The 16,633-nt window shown below is 39.3% G+C and carries 14 protein-coding genes and 1 pseudogene; 11 read left to right on the top strand and 4 right to left on the bottom strand.

Annotated features, from left to right (window positions below; all coding sequences use genetic code 11):
- Window positions 1–724: 30S ribosomal protein S2 (rpsB, locus tag E7C97_RS01550; RefSeq protein WP_316107853.1), on the top strand; the 724-nt coding region annotated here is incomplete at its 5' end.
- 78 nt (window positions 725–802) lie between these two features.
- A pseudogene (gene tsf, locus E7C97_RS01545) lies at window positions 803–1,847 on the top strand (translation elongation factor Ts).
- A gap of 228 nt (window positions 1,848–2,075) precedes the next feature.
- On the opposite strand, the gene cysK reads toward tsf, so the two are convergent.
- From cysK to E7C97_RS01530, 3 genes are all read right to left on the bottom strand, one after another.
- Window positions 2,076–3,002: a cysteine synthase A gene (cysK, locus tag E7C97_RS01540; protein ID WP_001029455.1), complete on the bottom strand. Its 927-nt coding sequence runs from the start codon at window positions 3,000–3,002 to the stop codon at window positions 2,076–2,078.
- A gap of 96 nt (window positions 3,003–3,098) precedes the next feature.
- Entirely contained in the window at window positions 3,099–3,542 is a 444-nt protein-coding gene (locus E7C97_RS01535) for a PH domain-containing protein (protein ID WP_316107851.1), read from the bottom strand.
- 16 nt (window positions 3,543–3,558) lie between these two features.
- Window positions 3,559–4,194, bottom strand: a complete 636-nt coding sequence (locus E7C97_RS01530; RefSeq protein ID WP_316107849.1) for a YigZ family protein — start codon at window positions 4,192–4,194, stop codon at window positions 3,559–3,561.
- A gap of 55 nt (window positions 4,195–4,249) precedes the next feature.
- Between E7C97_RS01530 and E7C97_RS01525 the strand changes: the two genes are divergently transcribed.
- The 9 genes from E7C97_RS01525 (at window position 4,250) to polA (ending at window position 14,999) form a co-directional block, all read left to right on the top strand.
- The gene (locus tag E7C97_RS01525) at window positions 4,250–5,548 is read left to right on the top strand and encodes a DEAD/DEAH box helicase (protein ID WP_316107847.1); all 1,299 of its coding nucleotides are present in this window, start codon (window positions 4,250–4,252) and stop codon (window positions 5,546–5,548) included.
- Window positions 5,545–6,207: a ComF family protein gene (locus tag E7C97_RS01520; protein ID WP_316107845.1), complete on the top strand. Its 663-nt coding sequence runs from the start codon at window positions 5,545–5,547 to the stop codon at window positions 6,205–6,207. The genes E7C97_RS01525 and E7C97_RS01520 overlap by 4 nt, the downstream gene beginning before the upstream one ends.
- A 79-nt stretch (window positions 6,208–6,286) precedes the next feature.
- Window positions 6,287–6,829 (top strand): ribosome hibernation-promoting factor, HPF/YfiA family, encoded by a 543-nt coding sequence (hpf, locus tag E7C97_RS01515; RefSeq protein ID WP_045762429.1) that lies wholly within the window; start codon window positions 6,287–6,289, stop codon window positions 6,827–6,829.
- A 148-nt stretch (window positions 6,830–6,977) separates the two neighbouring features.
- Entirely contained in the window at window positions 6,978–8,951 is a 1,974-nt protein-coding gene (locus E7C97_RS01510) for a DHH family phosphoesterase (protein ID WP_316107841.1), read from the top strand.
- On the top strand, window positions 8,948–9,400 hold the full coding sequence (gene rplI, locus E7C97_RS01505) for a 50S ribosomal protein L9 (protein WP_000864204.1): 453 nt from the start codon (window positions 8,948–8,950) through the stop codon (window positions 9,398–9,400). The genes E7C97_RS01510 and rplI overlap by 4 nt, the downstream gene beginning before the upstream one ends.
- Window positions 9,401–9,442: 42 nt before the next feature.
- On the top strand, window positions 9,443–10,801 hold the full coding sequence (gene dnaB / locus E7C97_RS01500) for a replicative DNA helicase (RefSeq protein ID WP_316107839.1): 1,359 nt from the start codon (window positions 9,443–9,445) through the stop codon (window positions 10,799–10,801).
- Entirely contained in the window at window positions 10,798–11,064 is a 267-nt protein-coding gene (locus E7C97_RS01495; protein ID WP_000128621.1) for a Veg family protein, read from the top strand. The genes dnaB and E7C97_RS01495 overlap by 4 nt, the downstream gene beginning before the upstream one ends.
- Window positions 11,065–11,167: 103 nt before the next feature.
- On the top strand, window positions 11,168–12,301 hold the full coding sequence (locus E7C97_RS01490) for an SH3 domain-containing protein (RefSeq protein WP_316107836.1): 1,134 nt from the start codon (window positions 11,168–11,170) through the stop codon (window positions 12,299–12,301).
- A gap of 64 nt (window positions 12,302–12,365) precedes the next feature.
- On the top strand, window positions 12,366–14,999 hold the full coding sequence (gene polA, locus E7C97_RS01485; protein WP_316107834.1) for a DNA polymerase I: 2,634 nt from the start codon (window positions 12,366–12,368) through the stop codon (window positions 14,997–14,999).
- 117 nt (window positions 15,000–15,116) lie between these two features.
- Here the strand turns inward: polA and E7C97_RS01480 are convergent, their stop codons facing one another.
- Window positions 15,117–16,565 carry an APC family permease gene (locus tag E7C97_RS01480; protein ID WP_301393408.1) on the bottom strand — a complete coding sequence of 483 codons (1,449 nt, stop codon included), beginning with the start codon at window positions 16,563–16,565 and terminating at the stop codon, window positions 15,117–15,119.
- Window positions 16,566–16,633 lie beyond the last annotated feature (68 nt).

The raw sequence follows: 16,633 nt of genomic DNA, 5'->3' as shown, positions 1-16,633 counted from the left end.
TCGTCGCTGGAACCCTAAGATGGCTAAGTACATCTTCACTGAGCGTAACGGAATCCACGTTATCGACTTGCAACAAACTGTAAAATACGCTGACCAAGCATACGACTTCATGCGTGATGCTGCAGCTAACGATGCAGTTGTATTGTTTGTTGGTACTAAGAAACAAGCAGCTGACGCAGTTGCTGAAGAAGCAGTACGTTCAGGTCAATACTTCATCAACCACCGTTGGTTGGGTGGAACTCTTACAAACTGGGGAACAATCCAAAAACGTATCGCTCGTTTGAAAGAAATCAAACGTATGGAAGAAGATGGAACTTTTGAAGTTCTTCCTAAGAAAGAAGTTGCACTTCTTAACAAACAACGTGCACGTCTTGAAAAATTCTTGGGTGGTATAGAAGATATGCCTCGTATTCCAGATGTAATGTACGTAGTTGACCCACATAAAGAGCAAATCGCTGTTAAAGAAGCTAAAAAATTGGGAATCCCAGTTGTAGCGATGGTTGACACAAACACAGATCCAGACGATATCGATGTAATCATCCCAGCTAACGATGACGCTATCCGCGCAGTTAAGTTGATTACAGCTAAATTGGCAGACGCTATCATCGAAGGTCGCCAAGGTGAAGATGCTGTTGCAGCAGTTGAAGCAGAATTTGCAGCTTCAGAAGCTCAAGCAGACTCAATCGAAGAAATCGTTGAAGTTGTAGAAGGCGACAACGCTTAATTCATATAAATAGTAATTACCTAGGAGGGCGGGGCTTAGCCCGGCTCTCCTATTTTTAAAAAATATAGGAGAATCAAAATGGCAGAAATTACAGCTAAACTTGTTAAAGAGTTGCGTGAAAAATCTGGTGCTGGTGTTATGGACGCTAAAAAAGCATTGGTTGAAGTTGAAGGCGATATCGAAAAAGCGATCGAATTGCTTCGCGAAAAAGGTATGGCAAAAGCAGCTAAGAAAGCTGACCGTGTTGCTGCAGAAGGTTTGACTGGTGTTTATGTTGACGGTAACGTTGCAGCAGTTGTTGAAGTAAATGCTGAAACTGACTTCGTTGCAAAAAACGCTCAATTTGTTGAGTTGGTAAACGCAACAGCTAAAGCGATCGCAGAAGGAAAACCAGCTAACAACGAAGAAGCTCTTGCTTTGACAATGCCTTCAGGTGAAACTCTTGAAGCAGCTTATGTGTCTGCAACAGCGACTATCGGAGAAAAAATCTCATTCCGTCGCTTTGCTTTGATTGAAAAAACAGATGCACAACACTTCGGAGCATACCAACACAACGGTGGACGTATCGGTGTTATCTCTGTAATCGAAGGTGGAGACGAAGCACTTGCTAAACAAATTTCAATGCACATCCATCGCTGCTATGAAACCAACAGTTCTTTCATACAAAGAATTGGATGAGCAATTTGTTAAAGATGAGTTGGCACAATTGAACCACGTTATCGACCAAGATAATGAAAGCCGTGCTATGGTTGGTAAACCAGCTCTTCCACACTTGAAATATGGATCAAAAGCTCAATTGACTGATGAAGTGATTGCTCAAGCTGAAGCTGATATTAAAGCTGAGTTGGCTGCAGAAGGCAAACCAGAAAAAATCTGGGATAAAATCATCCCAGGTAAAATGGATCGTTTCTTGCTTGACAACACTAAAGTTGACCAAGCATACACACTTCTTGCACAAGTTTACATCATGGATGACAGCAAGACAGTTGAAGCTTACCTTGAATCAGTTAACGCTTCAGTAGTTGAGTTCGCTCGCTTTGAAGTTGGTGAAGGTATCGAAAAAGCTGCAAATGACTTTGAAGCAGAAGTTGCAGCTACAATGGCAGCAGCCTTGAATAACTAATAAAAAAGTAAGGAAGCAAATCTGCTTCCTTTTCTTTTGTTAGAGGGGACTCATAGGAATCCTTTTTTTATACTCAATGAAAATCAAAGAGCAAACTAGGAAGCTAGCCGCAAGCTGTACTTGAGTACGGTAAGGCGACGCTGACGTGGTTTGAATTTGATTTTTGAAGAGTATTATTTTAAAAGATAAACAAAAAGCCCTATACAAGGGCTTAGTGTATTTAGGAGACTACACTTCGAATTCATAGAGTGCTGTAGATAGGTAACGTTCTCCGTTATCTGGTGCAAGCGCAAGGACTTTTTTACCTGCTCCAAGTTTTTTAGCGACTTCAATTGCTGCATAGATAGCTGCTGCAGAAGAAATACCGACTAAGAATCCTTCTTTTCCACCGATTTCACGGCCAAGTGCAAGAGCATTATCTGATGTTACACGAACGACACCATCGTAAGCTTTTGTATCAAGTGTATCTGGAATGAATCCAGCAGAGATACCTTGAATTTTGTGAGGACCTGGCTTTTCACCAGACAAGATAGCTGACTCGTCTGCCTCAACAGCAAAAACTTGAATGTTTGAGTTAGCAGTTTTAAGAGCATGAGAAACACCAGAAATAGTTCCTCCAGTACCAACACCAGCAACAAAGGCGTCTAAACCATCAGCTCCGAAATCAGCTAGAATTTCAGCTCCTGTTGTTCTTTCGTGAACCTCTGGGTTAGCTTGGTTATTAAACTGTAATGGTAGGAAACCATCACGCTCAGCAGCAATTTCCTGCGCTTTTGCAATTGCACCTTTCATTCCTTCGCTACCAGGAGTGAGGACTAGTTCAGCTCCATAAGCTTGGATAATTTTACGACGTTCCACGCTCATTGTTTCAGGCATAACGATAACAACTTTATAGCCTTTAGCAGCACCAACCCATGAAAGTCCGATACCAGTATTTCCACTTGTTGCTTCCACAATGGTAGAACCTGGTTTCAATTTACCTTCTTGTTCTGCTTTTTCAATCATGCTTAGGGCGATACGGTCCTTAACTGACGATCCTGGGTTAAAAGCTTCAAGTTTTACATAAACATCTGCTGCACCTTCTGGTACAATGTTATTCAATTTAACAATCGGTGTTCTACCGATGAGTTCTGTGATATTGTTATAAATTGCCATATTAGCACCTCTTTATATAAGATGCTACTAGTATAACGCTAACTTTAACTTTTGTAAAATATAGAAATCCTATCGGAGTGATAGGATTTTTTTATATCAGTGATTCAAACCATTCATATTCAAACGATTATGATAAGCTAAGTCAAATAGATAGGTGTAAAGAGGTACAATATCAGTTTTCTTTGGAAATTCAAATTTGTGAGAATTAAAATGCTCATTGTGAGATTTTAAAAAGGCATTTTCTAAATAAGTAATCGTAATCTCACTATCATCAATCCCAAGTCCAGCAGTTTCCATTTCAACATTGACAATGTTCATGAGGAAAATTGATTTGATAGACATCTTCCGTCCGGTTGCCCCTTGTTTATCTGTAAAGATGATTCGGATATTTGTAAAGATAATTGAGTCACGAATGAGTTTATATCCGCTTTGAATTTCTTCATTTTCTAATAAATATTGTCCAAACTCCTTGGTAAGAGCTTCTTTACTTTGCTCACTGAAGTTTCCAGCGAGTCCATGAATTAATCTTCCAAAAGCCATATGATATTTCCTTTCTTTACGATAGGTTTACAGGTACTTCAACTTCACGTAAACCTTTGTCAGTTAGAGTAACTTTTCCATTGAAAAATTCAATTAGATCAGCCTTGATATCGTCTTTCCTTTCTTTGTCAACGAAAATCATTGTGTCAACTTGGTCTGTAAAGTTTGTCTCTAATTCTATAAGATTATGCTCTTTAAGAAAATTACCGTATTCTTGATATTGGGCATAAGACATTTGAATGGAGATGCCAGCTTGCTCTTTGATTTCGACAATCCCAATTTCCTTAACTGCTAGGGCAACACTACCAGCATAAGCGCGAATCAAACCACCAGCCCCTAGTTTGATACCGCCAAAATAACGAGTAACTACAACACAGACATTAGTAAGGTTGTGATTCTCCAGAACTCCTAGCATAGGAACGCCAGCAGTCCCACTAGGTTCTCCATCATCACTAGTTCGCTTGATTTCACTACGCTCACCGACAATAAAAGCAGAGCAGTTGTGGGTAGCTTTATAGTGTTCTTTTTTAATAGTTGTGATAAAATCACGAGCCTCTTCCTCACTATAGACACGTTTGGCATGACAGATAAAGCGTGATTTTTTGATTTCTTCTTGGACTTGTCCGTCCTCTTTTATAGTTCTGTATTCCATATTTTTATTGTACTAAAAAATAGCGTAAAGTTCTACATTTTACGAATAAAGAAATATGAAAGTAAATCCAAATTACCTCGGTCGCCTTTTTACCGAGCAAGAATTAAGTCATGAGGAGAGACAACAAGCAAAACAAATTCCATCCATGAAAAAAGAAAAGGGGCAACTATCTTGTCAGCGTTGTGGTAGTCAGATAGAAGAAGAATGGCATTTGCCTATTGGTGCTTTTTATTGTCGAGAATGCTTGATTATGAAGCGAATAAGAAGTGATCAAAATCTCTATTACTTTCCGCAAGAATGTTTTCCCAAACAAGATGTACTCAAATGGTCAGGTCAACTGACTCCATTTCAAGAGCGGGTATCACAAGGACTCCTTCAGGCGGTAGATAAGAAGGAGGCTACCTTGGTACATGCAGTGACAGGAGCTGGTAAGACTGAGATGATCTACCAAGTTGTTGCCAAGGTGATTGATCAAGGTGGAACTGTTTGTCTGGCCAGTCCACGAATTGATGTTTGCTTAGAGCTCCATAAACGACTACAAAATGATTTTGCATGTGATATTGCGCTACTACATGGGGAGTCGGATCCCTATTTTCGTACACCTTTAGTTGTAGCAACCACTCACCAACTATTAAAATTTTATCAAGCTTTTGATTTATTGATTGTGGATGAAGTGGACGCCTTTCCTTATGTTGATAACCCAGTACTTTACCATGCTGTCAACAATTGTGTAAAGGAAAATGGATTGAGAATATTTTTAACAGCAACGTCAACTGACGAGTTAGATAGAAAAGTTAAACAAGGGGAGTTAAAGCGTCTCAGTTTACCTCGTCGCTTTCATGGAAATCCTCTCATTGTTCCCAAGCCAATCTGGTTATCGCATTTTAATAGATATTTAGAAAAAAATGGCTTACCTCCAAAATTAAAACTTTACATTGAGAAACAGAGAAAGACGGCCTATCCCTTACTAATCTTTGCCACTGAGATTAAAAAGGGAGAAAAGCTAAAAGAAATTTTGCAGGAGAAGTTTCCGAATGAGAAAATAGGCTTTGTATCTTCAATCACAGAAGACCGATTAGAGCAGGTACAGGCCTTTCGAGATGGAAAGTTAACGATATTAATAAGCACAACTATATTAGAGCGTGGAGTTACCTTCCCTCGTGTAGATGTTTTTGTGGTGGAAGCCAATCATCAACTCTTTACCAAGTCAAGTTTAGTACAAATTGGTGGACGAGTTGGAAGAAGCATGGATCGTCCTACTGGAGAACTGATATTTTTCCATGACGGACCCAATCTGTCCATTAAGAAAGCCATAAAGGAGATCAAACAAATGAATCAGGAGGCAGGAGTATGAAGTGTTTATTGTGTGGTAAAAACTTGCAAAAAGAGATAACCTTTACTAACCTGCTCTGTTTTAAAAAGGAGGAGGAACTAGTCTGTGAATCCTGTATTTCGTCTTTCGAGAGCATTGGTGGTAATCATTGTCCGAGTTGTTTTAAAAAAGGTTTGTCAACTATTTGTCAAGATTGTCAATTTTGGTGTAAAAAAGGTGTAAAGGTTGATCATAGAGCTCTTTATTCCTATAATCAGGCTATGAAAGAGTATTTTAGTCGCTATAAATTTGATGGTGATTATCTTCTTAGAAAGATATTTTCTGAGATATTGCAAAAAGAGTTAAAGAAGTATAAGAACTATCAGATTGTGATTGTTCCTCTGAGTGACCAGCGTTTAAAAAGCAGAGGCTTTAATCAAGTTGAAGGCCTGATGAAGGAGACAGGGTTAACATATCTTGATATTTTGGTTAAAAAAGAAGTGGAGGCTAGTTCTTCAAAAAATCGATCTGATCGTTTACTTACAGAGTTTCCCTTTTTATTGAAAGATGGAGTGAAGCCCCCAAAAAATATCTTACTCTTTGATGATATTTATACAACTGGAACTACCTTGAATCGTCTTAAAAGTATGCTATTAGAGGCTGGTTGTCAGAATATTAAAACTTTTTCCCTCGCAAGATGAGGAAAAAGTTTGCAAAAATTTTATGAAAGCGTTATAATATAATTAGAAAAACAAATATGTTTAGAAAGAAGGTACTTATATGATTAAATATAGTATCCGTGGTGAAAACCTAGAAGTAACAGAAGCAATTCGTGATTATGTAGTTTCTAAACTCGAAAAGATCGAAAAATACTTCCAAGCAGACCAAGAATTGGATGCGCGTGTTAACTTGAAAGTTTATCGTGAAAAGACTGCTAAAGTAGAAGTAACCATTCCGCTTGGATCTATTACTCTTCGTGCAGAAGATATTTCTCAAGATATGTACGGTTCTATTGATTTGGTGACAGATAAGATTGAGCGTCAGATTCGTAAAAACAAAACTAAAATTGAACGTAAGAACAGAAATAAAGTATCTACAAGTCAACTCTTTACAGATGCTTTAGTTGAGGACTTAGATGTAGCACAACCAAAAGTTGTTCGTTCAAAACAAATTGATTTGAAACCAATGGATTTGGAAGAAGCTATCTTACAGATGGATTTATTGGGACATGACTTCTTCATCTATGTAGATGTTGAAGATGAAACAACAAATGTTATTTATCGTCGTGAAGATGGAGACATTGGTCTTCTAGAAGTTAAATAATCAAAAAAATTAGTCTGTAAAAGTGGTTTACACTAGTGTAAACCACTTTTTAGTTTGGATGTTTTACTATTATTTGAAAATAGTGTTTCCTCTTTAAAAGTCGCATTTTGGCTACATTTATGGTATAATAATGCGCAAGAGGTTTGTAATGAAAAAAAATGAAATAAATCCCTTTTTTATGTATCTGATTGCTATGGTAACCTTTACGATTATGACCATTTTGATTGTGTTAGTAAAGGATAATCTAATCACTATAGCAAGTCTATTTTTATTTATCGTATTCTATGTTCTGCTATTTAATTTCCAGAAAAAATATTACAAAAAAACAGATATCGAGCAAATCCAGTATGTCAATCATCAGGCTACGGATAGTTTGAGTGCCCTCCTAGAGCAAATGCCTGTCGGGGTTGTTAAATTAAACATGGACAGCAGTGAGATTGAATGGTTCAATCCCTATGCGGAATTAATTTTGACAACCGAGGATGGAGAAATTGATTTTCCTCAATTTCAAAAGATTTTAAAGAGTTCGATTTCTTCCCCAGGGGCTTATGCCATTGTTGGGGAGAAACGTTATGCAGTGCATTTAGATAGAAATTCAGGTGTCTTATACTTTTTTGATGTTTCTGGTGAGTATGAGGCGACTGCTGAATTGGTAACAAGTCGTCCTGTAATTGGAGTTATCTCAGTTGATAACTATGATGACTTGGAAAATGAAACGTCTGAATCAGACATTAGTCATATTAATAGCTTTATTGCAAATTTTGTTTCAGAATTTGCTGGGAAACATGCCATGTTTTCTCGTAGAGTGAGTATGGATCGGTTTTATCTATTTACTGACTACACTGTACTTGATCACTTGATGCAGGATAAGTTTTCTGTAATTGATACCTTTCGTGAGGAAGCTAAGCAACGGAATTTACCACTAACGATGAGTATAGGAGTTTCCTATGGTGATGGTAATCATGACCAGATTGGGAAGGTTGCTCTCCTCAATCTCAACTTAGCCGAAGTTCGTGGTGGTGACCAAGTAGTTGTAAAAGAGAATGATGAAACCAAAAATCCAATCTACTTTGGAGGCGGTTCAGCAGCATCTGTTAAACGAACTCGGACACGAACTCGTGCTATGATGACAGCTATCTCAGATAAACTTAAAAGTGTCGATCGAGTTTTTGTTGTTGGTCACAAGAATCTTGACATGGATGCTCTTGGTTCAGCAGTTGGAATGCAGTTGTTTTCGAGTAATGTACTAGAAGATAGTTATGTGGTTTATGATCCTACACAGCTGTCTCTAGATATCGCTCGAGCGGTCAATTATTTGGAAGATGAGGGTGTTTCAAAACTTCTTCCTTTAAATCAAGCGATGACAATGGTTACCAAACGCTCCTTACTGGTGATGGTTGACCATTCTAAGACAGCTTTAACCTTATCCAAAGAGTTTTATGACTTGTTTACCCAGACGATTGTCATTGACCATCATCGTCGTGACCAAGATTTTCCAGATAATTCGGTCATTACCTATATCGAGAGTGGAGCTAGTAGTGCTAGTGAACTAGTAACAGAATTGATTCAATTTCAAAACTCTAAGAAGAAACGTTTGAGTCGTATTCAGGCTAGTGTTCTTATGGGAGGGATGATGCTGGATACTAAAAATTTCACCTCTCGGGTAACTAGTCGAACTTTTGATGTTGCAAGTTATCTCAGAACGAGAGGGAGTGATAGCATTGTCATTCAGGAAATTTCAGCCACTGATTTTGAAGAATATCGATTGGTAAATGAACTCATTTTGCAGGGACAAATGGTGCAGCCATCAATCCTGGTTGCTCAAGCTTTGGAAGATAAAGAGTACGATACGGTTGTTATTAGTAAGGCTGCTGATGCTATGCTTGCCATGTCTGGTATAGAGGCCAGCTTTGTAGTTGCTAAGAATAGTCAAGGAGCAATCTCCATTTCTGCGCGAAGCAGAAGTAAGATCAATGTCCAGCGAATTATGGAAGAGTTAGGTGGCGGTGGTCACTTTAACTTAGCTGCGGCACGTTTGACAGATATGAGCCTGCAAGAAGCAGGAGATAAACTGAAAACAGTTATTTTTAATGAAACAAAAGAAAAGGAGTCAGAAGAATGAAAGTAATCTTTTTAGCAGATGTTAAAGGTAAAGGGAAAAAAGGTGAAATTAAAGAAGTACCAACTGGATATGCACAAAACTTTTTAATTAAGAAAAACCTTGCTAAGGAAGCTACAGCTCAAGCCATTGGTGAGTTGCGTGGTAAGCAAAAATCAGAAGAAAAAGCACATGCAGAGATGCTTGCAGAAGCGAAGGAAATTAAAGCAAAACTGGAAGCAGAAGAAACAATCGTTGAGTTTGTCGAAAAAGTTGGTCCAGACGGACGAACATTTGGGTCAATTACTAACAAGAAGATTGCAGAAGAATTGCAAAAACAATTTGGTATTAAAATTGATAAACGCCACATTCAAGTTCAATCACCAATCCGAGCAGTTGGTTTGATTGATGTTCCGGTTAAGATTTATCAAGATGTAACAAGTGTAATCAATCTTCGTGTCAAGGAAGCTTAATTTACGATTGGTTGACAATATTGTAAAAGGAAGGAAAGTCTGATGGCAGAAGTTGAAGAACTGCGTGTTCAGCCTCAAGATATCCTGGCAGAACAATCTGTTTTAGGAGCCATTTTTATTGATGAGACTAAACTCGTTTTTGTCCGAGAATATATCGATTCACAGGACTTCTTTAAGTATGCTCACCGTTTGATTTTTCAGGCTATGGTTGATTTATCTGATCGTGGAGATGCTATTGACGCAACCACAGTTCGGACGATACTAGATAGCCAGGGTGATTTACAAACTATCGGAGGCTTGTCTTATCTGGTTGAGATTGTCAATTCGGTGCCAACCTCTGCCAATGCGGAATACTATGCTAAAATTGTAGCAGAAAAGGCTATGCTTCGACGCCTAATTGCTAAGTTGACAGAGTCTGTAAACCTAGCCTATGAAGCTTCTCAGCCTGCTGACGAAATTATTGCTCGTGCAGAAAAAGGTTTAATTGACGTTAGTGAGAATGCCAATCGAAATGGTTTTAAAAATATTCGGGATATTCTGAATATCAACTTCGGAAATCTAGAAGCTCGTTCGCAACAGACTTCGGATATCACGGGTATTGCGACAGGTTATCGAGATTTAGACCATATGACGACTGGTCTGCATGAGGAAGAATTGATTATTTTGGCAGCTCGTCCTGCGGTTGGTAAGACAGCCTTTGCTTTGAATATTGCGCAAAATATCGGAACCAAACTAGACAAGACAGTTGCTATTTTCTCTCTGGAAATGGGTGCTGAAAGTTTGGTCGATCGTATGTTGGCTGCGGAAGGATTGGTAGAGTCGCATTCTATCCGTACAGGTCAATTGACTGAGGAAGAATGGCGCAAGTATACGATTGCTCAGGGTAATCTGGCTAATGCAAGTATCTACATTGATGATACACCAGGGATTCGGATCACAGAAATTCGCTCCCGTTCCCGTAAACTGGCTCAGGAAACAGGTAATCTAGGCTTGATTTTGATTGACTATCTTCAGCTGATCACAGGGACTGGTCGAGAAAATCGTCAACAAGAAGTATCTGAGATTTCCCGTCAGTTGAAAATCTTAGCAAAAGAACTCAAAGTTCCAGTTATAGCTCTTAGTCAGCTTTCTCGTGGTGTAGAGCAACGTCAAGATAAGAGACCAGTTTTGTCTGATATTCGTGAATCTGGATCTATTGAGCAGGATGCTGATATCGTAGCTTTTCTCTATCGTGATGACTATTATGAGCGCGGTGGTGAAGAGGAGGAAGGCATTCCAAATAATAAAGTAGAAGTGATTATCGAGAAAAACCGTAGCGGTGCTCGCGGAACGGTAGAATTGATTTTTCAAAAAGAATATAATAAATTTTCAAGTATTTCGAAGATGGAGGAACCAAGATGACAGACGCATTTACAGATGTGGCTAAAATGAAAAAAATCAAAGAAGAAATTAAGGCGCATGAGGGACAAGTGGTGGAAATGACCTTAGAAAATGGTCGTAAACGCCAAAAGAATCGTTTGGGAAAACTAATTGAGGTTTATCCATCGCTCTTCATCGTTGAGTTTGGAAATGTTGAAGGAGACAAACAGGCTAATGTCTATGTTGAATCTTTCACCTATTCAGATATTTTAACAGAAAAGAACCTGATTCATTATTTGGATTAAGGCTAATCATGAAAGTGGGAAGTACTCTCACTTTTTTTTTATTTTCTTTCGAATGATATAGATGAGGTCAACCTCAAAAATCTAATTATTTGAAGGAGAATCAATGACATTTACTAAAGCAGGACATAAAAAGGGAACTTTTCTCAGAAAGACAGCTGTAGGATCAGCTTCACTATTACTAGCAGGAGCTTTTTTGTTTGGTGGAGGAACTGTTCATGCCAACCAGGCAAATAATGGATCACTGGCACGAGGAGATGATTATCCCTATTATTATAAAAATGGAAGTCAAAAAATTGATAAGTGGCGCATGTACTCAGGACAGTGTACCTCTTTTGCTGCTTTTCGTTTAAGTAGTGTCAATGGTTTTGAGCTACCAGCTGCTTATGGGAATGCCAATCAATGGGGTTATCGAGCCCAAAAAGAAGGCTATCGTGTGGACCAGCAACCAGCAATTGGTGCGATTGCTTGGAGTACAAGAGGGCAATATGGTCACGTAGCTTGGGTATCTAACGTGATTGGAGACATGATTGAAATTGAGGAGTACAATTACGATTATACAGAAACGTATCATCGTAGAATTGTAAAGGCAAGTTCTATGACTGGTTTTATTCACTTTAAAGATGTTGGGAATGCTAGTGTAGGGCATCATCAGTCTCTACTAGCTTCTAGTGGAACACATTACTTTACGGAAAAAGCAGCTATTATGGATCAGCCGACACTGACAGCTACTATTATTGAATACTATGAACCTGGAATGAGTGTTCATTATGATCAAACTCTTGAAAAGGATGGCTATAGATGGATTAGTTATATGTCACGAAGTGGAAACAGACGTTATATCCCCTTAACTAAAACAAGTAGTTCTAAAAATGGTTGGGAAAAAGAGGGAACAGCTTGGTACTACTATGAAAATGGTCAGAAAGCAGTTGGTTGGAAGAAGATTAATGGGAACTGGTATCATTTGCAAGTTGATGGTAGAATGACGACAGGCTGGTTAAAAGAAGGTTCGAATTGGTATTACTTGAAGTCATCTGGTGAAATGCAGACAGGTTGGCTGAAAGATAAGGGCGTTTGGTATTATCTGGAAAGTTCTGGAGCTATGAAAACCAGTCAGTGGTTCCAGGTTTCAGGAAAACATTATTATGTAAATGCATCTGGAGAATTGGCAGTAAATACGACTATCGATGGATTTCAAGTTGATGCTGATGGAGTTCGAGTAGAAAAACCAGCCTCATAAGTGTTATTCAGCATTTGGGCTCTTCCTAATGGTATTTTTCCATGCTTTCCTTTATAATGGGTGTATGGACAAGAAAAAATTATTACTAATTGACGGCTCTTCAGTTGCTTTCCGAGCATTTTTTGCACTTTACCAGCAACTGGATCGTTTTAAAAATGACAATGGACTACATACCAATGCAATCTATGGTTTTCATTTGATGCTAAATCACCTGTTGGAGCGTGTTCAACCGAGTCATATCTTGGTTGCTTTTGATGCGGGTAAAACGACTTTCCGTACAGAGATGTATGCTGATTATAAGGGTGGTCGTGCTAAGACTCCGGATGAGTTTCGCGAGCAATTCCCTTTTATTCGTGAGTTGCTAGATCATCTTGGGATTCGTCATTATGAGTTAGCCCAGTATGAGGCGGATGATATCATTGGTACCTTGGGTCGTTTGGCTGAAAAGGATTCATTTGATGTAACTATCGTCAGTGGAGACAAGGACTTGATCCAGTTGACAGATGAACATACAGTGGTTGAGATTTCTAAGAAAGGTGTAGCTGAGTTTGAGGCATTTACACCAGAATATCTCATGGAAAAGATGGGCATCACACCTGCTCAGTTCATTGATCTTAAAGCTCTCATGGGAGATAAGTCAGATAATATCCCTGGTGTAACTAAGATTGGTGAAAAGACGGGTATCAAGCTCTTGTTAGAACATGGCTCGCTCGAAGGTATTTATGAAAACATCGATGGGATGAAGGCTTCTAAGATGAAGGAAAATCTCATTAACGACAAGGAACAAGCTTTCCTATCTAAAACACTGGCTACCATTGACACGAAAGCACCGATTGAGATTGGACTGGATGATTTGGTTTATAGCGGTCCAGATGTGGAAAATCTTGGGAATTTCTACGATGAGATGGGCTTCAAACAACTCAAGCAGGCTTTAAATGTATCATCAGCTGATGTGGCTGAGAGTTTGGACTTTACTATGGTTGACCAAGTCAGTCAAGATATGCTGAGCGCCGATTCCATTTTCCACTTTGAACTCTTTGGAGAAAACTACCATACAGATGACTTAATTGGTTTTGCCTGGTCGTGCGGAGACAAACTCTATGCTACAGATAAGCTGGAACTTCTGCAGGATCCGATTCTTAAGGATTTTCTAGAAAAAACACCTCTGAAAGTATACGACTTTAAGAAAGCAAAAGTCCTCTTAAATCGCTTTGGTTTGGACTTGCAGGCTCCTGCTTTTGACAGTCGTTTGGCCAAATACCTTCTCTCTACTGTCGAGAATAATGAAATTTCAACTATTGCTAGTCTCTATGGTCAAACTTACTTAGTTGATGATGAATCCTTCTATGGTAAGGGTGTCAAGAAAGCTATCCCTGAGCGAGAGAAATTCTTGGAACACTTGGCTCGTAAGGTTGCTGTATTGGTTGAGACAGAGCCTGTTTTACTTGAAAAATTAAGCGAAAATGGGCAATTAGATCTCCTTTATGACATGGAGCAACCTCTAGCCTTTGTCCTTGCTAAGATGGAAATCGCTGGGATCAAGGTTAAAAAAGAAACACTTCTTGAGATGCAAGCTGAAAATGAGCTTGTCATTGAAAAGCTGACGCAAGAAATTTATGAGTTGGCTGGTGAGGAGTTTAACATCAACTCACCTAAGCAATTGGGCGTCCTTCTTTTTGAAAAACTAGGTCTCCCTCTCGAATATACCAAGAAAACCAAGACAGGTTATTCGACAGCGGTAGATGTCTTGGAGCGTCTAGCTCCGATTGCGCCGATTGTCAAAAAAATCCTCGACTACCGTCAGATTGCTAAGATTCAATCGACTTATGTAATCGGTCTACAGGATTGGATTTTAGCGGATGGCAAGATTCACACGCGCTATGTGCAGGATTTGACTCAGACTGGGCGTTTGTCTAGTGTCGATCCAAACTTGCAAAATATTCCTGTTCGTTTGGAACAAGGTCGCCTTATCCGTAAGGCTTTTGTACCAGAGTGGGAAGATAGCGTCCTTCTCAGCTCGGACTACTCACAGATTGAGCTACGAGTTTTGGCGCATATCTCTAAGGATGAGCACTTGATTAAAGCCTTCCAAGAAGGAGCTGACATCCATACCTCGACAGCCATGCGTGTCTTTGGAATTGAACGTCCTGAGGATGTGACTCCGAATGACCGTCGTAATGCCAAGGCGGTTAACTTTGGAGTGGTTTACGGGATTTCAGACTTTGGCTTGTCTAATAATCTGGGCATCAGCCGTAAGGAAGCAAAAGCCTATATTGATACTTACTTTGAACGCTTCCCAGGTATTAAAAACTACATGGATGAAGTGGTGCGTGAAGCGCGTGATAAGGGTTATGTAGAGACCCTCTTCAAACGTCGCCGAGAGTTGCCAGATATCAATTCGCGCAACTTTAACATTCGTGGCTTTGCGGAGCGGACTGCCATCAACTCTCCTATCCAGGGATCTGCGGCAGATATTCTCAAGATTGCTATGATTCAGCTGGATAAAGCCTTGGTTGCAGGTGGTTATCAGACTAAGATGCTTCTACAAGTGCACGATGAAATTGTTCTTGAAGTGCCTAAGTCAGAATTAGCTGCTATCAAAAAACTCGTCAAACAAACCATGGAAGAAGCAATTCAACTGAGTGTTCCATTGATTGCTGATGAGAATGAAGGCGTGACTTGGTATGAAGCTAAGTAAAAAATAGACTATTAAACAAAAAGAAATCCCCTTGAACAATATAGTTCAAAGGGGATTTTTGCTGAGAATATTCTTTCAAGCAAAGATAAAATCGATTTTATCTAGCTAGTAGTAGCATTATTTGATTTGTTTCTTTTGTTCTTTTTTGGCAAGTACTGGTAGAATCACACCTAATCCAATCAGAATAATTGGAGTCAAGATGTTTGTAAGAAGAGAGAATTGCCAAGCCGTTGGATTTTCAGCGTAGTTAATTTTTGGAACCATACCAAGGATACAAGCAAAAGCAGTAAAGAGGAAGCACCAAGTACCGATAACAAAGCCAAGTTTAGGATTGTTCACAAACTTGTATTCGGCATTTTTGTATGTTTTCCAAGCGCGATTAAGCATCATATAGGCAAGGAATACCCAGAGGTAACGCATTGGCATTACGATAGAATTGAGGTTTGTCATCCATTTTACAAGTCCGTCAATTTCCTGAATACCAAAAATTGGAAGAATGATGATAAGGCTAACGAGTACGCCTGTAAGGAGGTAGCCGTTAATGAGGACACCTTTTTCAGTACGTTTTCGAAGCCAGCTTGGGATGTAGTTTTCATCAGCGTTATTGAGAAGGATTTGCAATGGTGCGTCAATAGAGAAGGCAAGCGCAGCGATTTGTCCGACCATGTTTGTAAGAGCGTAGATCACGACAAAGAGGTTTCCAACTCCCCAAGAATTTCCTAACATTTGGAAGGCTTGATAAGCACCATTACGCATGAGGTCTTCAGGGATGTTATTGCCATCAAATAGCATTCCCATGGCAACTGATCCGAGGATAGCAGAGAGCCCCACCATGATGGCCATGACAATCATACCTTTTGGAAATTCTTTTGCAGGGTTGCGAGTTTGATTAACATAAGGGGAAATTTTTTCACAACCACCAACTGCAAAGACCAGTAGTGAAATCGTTGTAAAATAAGAAAAATCAAAATTTGGAATGTAGGTGCTCAGTTGATCCATGTGCGGTGTCGCAAATTGGATGTCTGGTTTAATGAAAGGCAGACCGACAGCCAAAAGCACAAAGAGTAAAGACATGATCAACATAGCACTTCCTGCCAAGCTACCAATGACTTTTAGAGTTGCCAATCCCTTTGTAGAAAGGTAGAGGAAAAGTCCAAAGATTAGCAAGCAGAGAATAACGATCCAGTGGATGTCGATTTGTTTAAGAAATTGTCCGTTACCTTGCAAGGCCCAACCAAGCGGAATTAGAATTCCTTGAGGTTTTTGTGCGAGATAAGGGATATGCACAACCCAGTAGGTCCAAGCAGCAAAGTAGGCTAAACGTTTGGTTGATGTTTTTTCAACCCAATCACTAACACCGCTTCCGCTTTCCTTAAAGGTAGAACCTAGTTGTCCAACGATGAGGGAATAAGGGATGAAGTAGAGTGCGAGGATCAAAATCCAAGATACGACGACTGAAATTCCCTGTTGAGAATAGTTGTTGACGACGTTTCCTAGCCCCCAAACCATGTTGAAGGCAATCAGAGAAACCATCAGCCAATTAAGTTGGTGTTGATCTTTTTTCATAATGTCTCCTTTTCTATTAATTTCAGTATATCATGTTTTTTTGAAAGCGCCTAACAAAATCCGAAATT

It is taken from the genome of Streptococcus sp. (assembly GCF_032481935.1).
Classification (GTDB): Bacteria; Bacillota; Bacilli; order Lactobacillales; family Streptococcaceae; genus Streptococcus.
The sequence above is the reverse complement of the archived record's forward strand: the minus strand, read 5'-3'. Positions and strand labels throughout refer to the sequence as shown.

Bases quoted from the DNA above. Each gene is read 5' to 3' on its own strand.
- E7C97_RS01480 (WP_301393408.1), bottom strand. From the start codon at position 16,565: ATGAAAAAAGATCAACACCAACTTAATTGGCTGATGGTTTCTCTGATT.
- rplI (WP_000864204.1), top strand. From the start codon at position 8,948: ATGAAAGTAATCTTTTTAGCAGATGTTAAAGGTAAAGGGAAAAAAGGT.
- E7C97_RS01535 (WP_316107851.1), bottom strand. From the start codon at position 3,542: ATGGCTTTTGGAAGATTAATTCATGGACTCGCTGGAAACTTCAGTGAG.
- dnaB (WP_316107839.1), top strand. From the start codon at position 9,443: ATGGCAGAAGTTGAAGAACTGCGTGTTCAGCCTCAAGATATCCTGGCA.
- E7C97_RS01525 (WP_316107847.1), top strand. From the start codon at position 4,250: ATGAAAGTAAATCCAAATTACCTCGGTCGCCTTTTTACCGAGCAAGAA.
- E7C97_RS01490 (WP_316107836.1), top strand. From the start codon at position 11,168: ATGACATTTACTAAAGCAGGACATAAAAAGGGAACTTTTCTCAGAAAG.
- E7C97_RS01495 (WP_000128621.1), top strand. From the start codon at position 10,798: ATGACAGACGCATTTACAGATGTGGCTAAAATGAAAAAAATCAAAGAA.
- E7C97_RS01510 (WP_316107841.1), top strand. From the start codon at position 6,978: ATGAAAAAAAATGAAATAAATCCCTTTTTTATGTATCTGATTGCTATG.
- E7C97_RS01530 (WP_316107849.1), bottom strand. From the start codon at position 4,194: ATGGAATACAGAACTATAAAAGAGGACGGACAAGTCCAAGAAGAAATC.
- hpf (WP_045762429.1), top strand. From the start codon at position 6,287: ATGATTAAATATAGTATCCGTGGTGAAAACCTAGAAGTAACAGAAGCA.
- E7C97_RS01520 (WP_316107845.1), top strand. From the start codon at position 5,545: ATGAAGTGTTTATTGTGTGGTAAAAACTTGCAAAAAGAGATAACCTTT.
- cysK (WP_001029455.1), bottom strand. From the start codon at position 3,002: ATGGCAATTTATAACAATATCACAGAACTCATCGGTAGAACACCGATT.
- polA (WP_316107834.1), top strand. From the start codon at position 12,366: ATGGACAAGAAAAAATTATTACTAATTGACGGCTCTTCAGTTGCTTTC.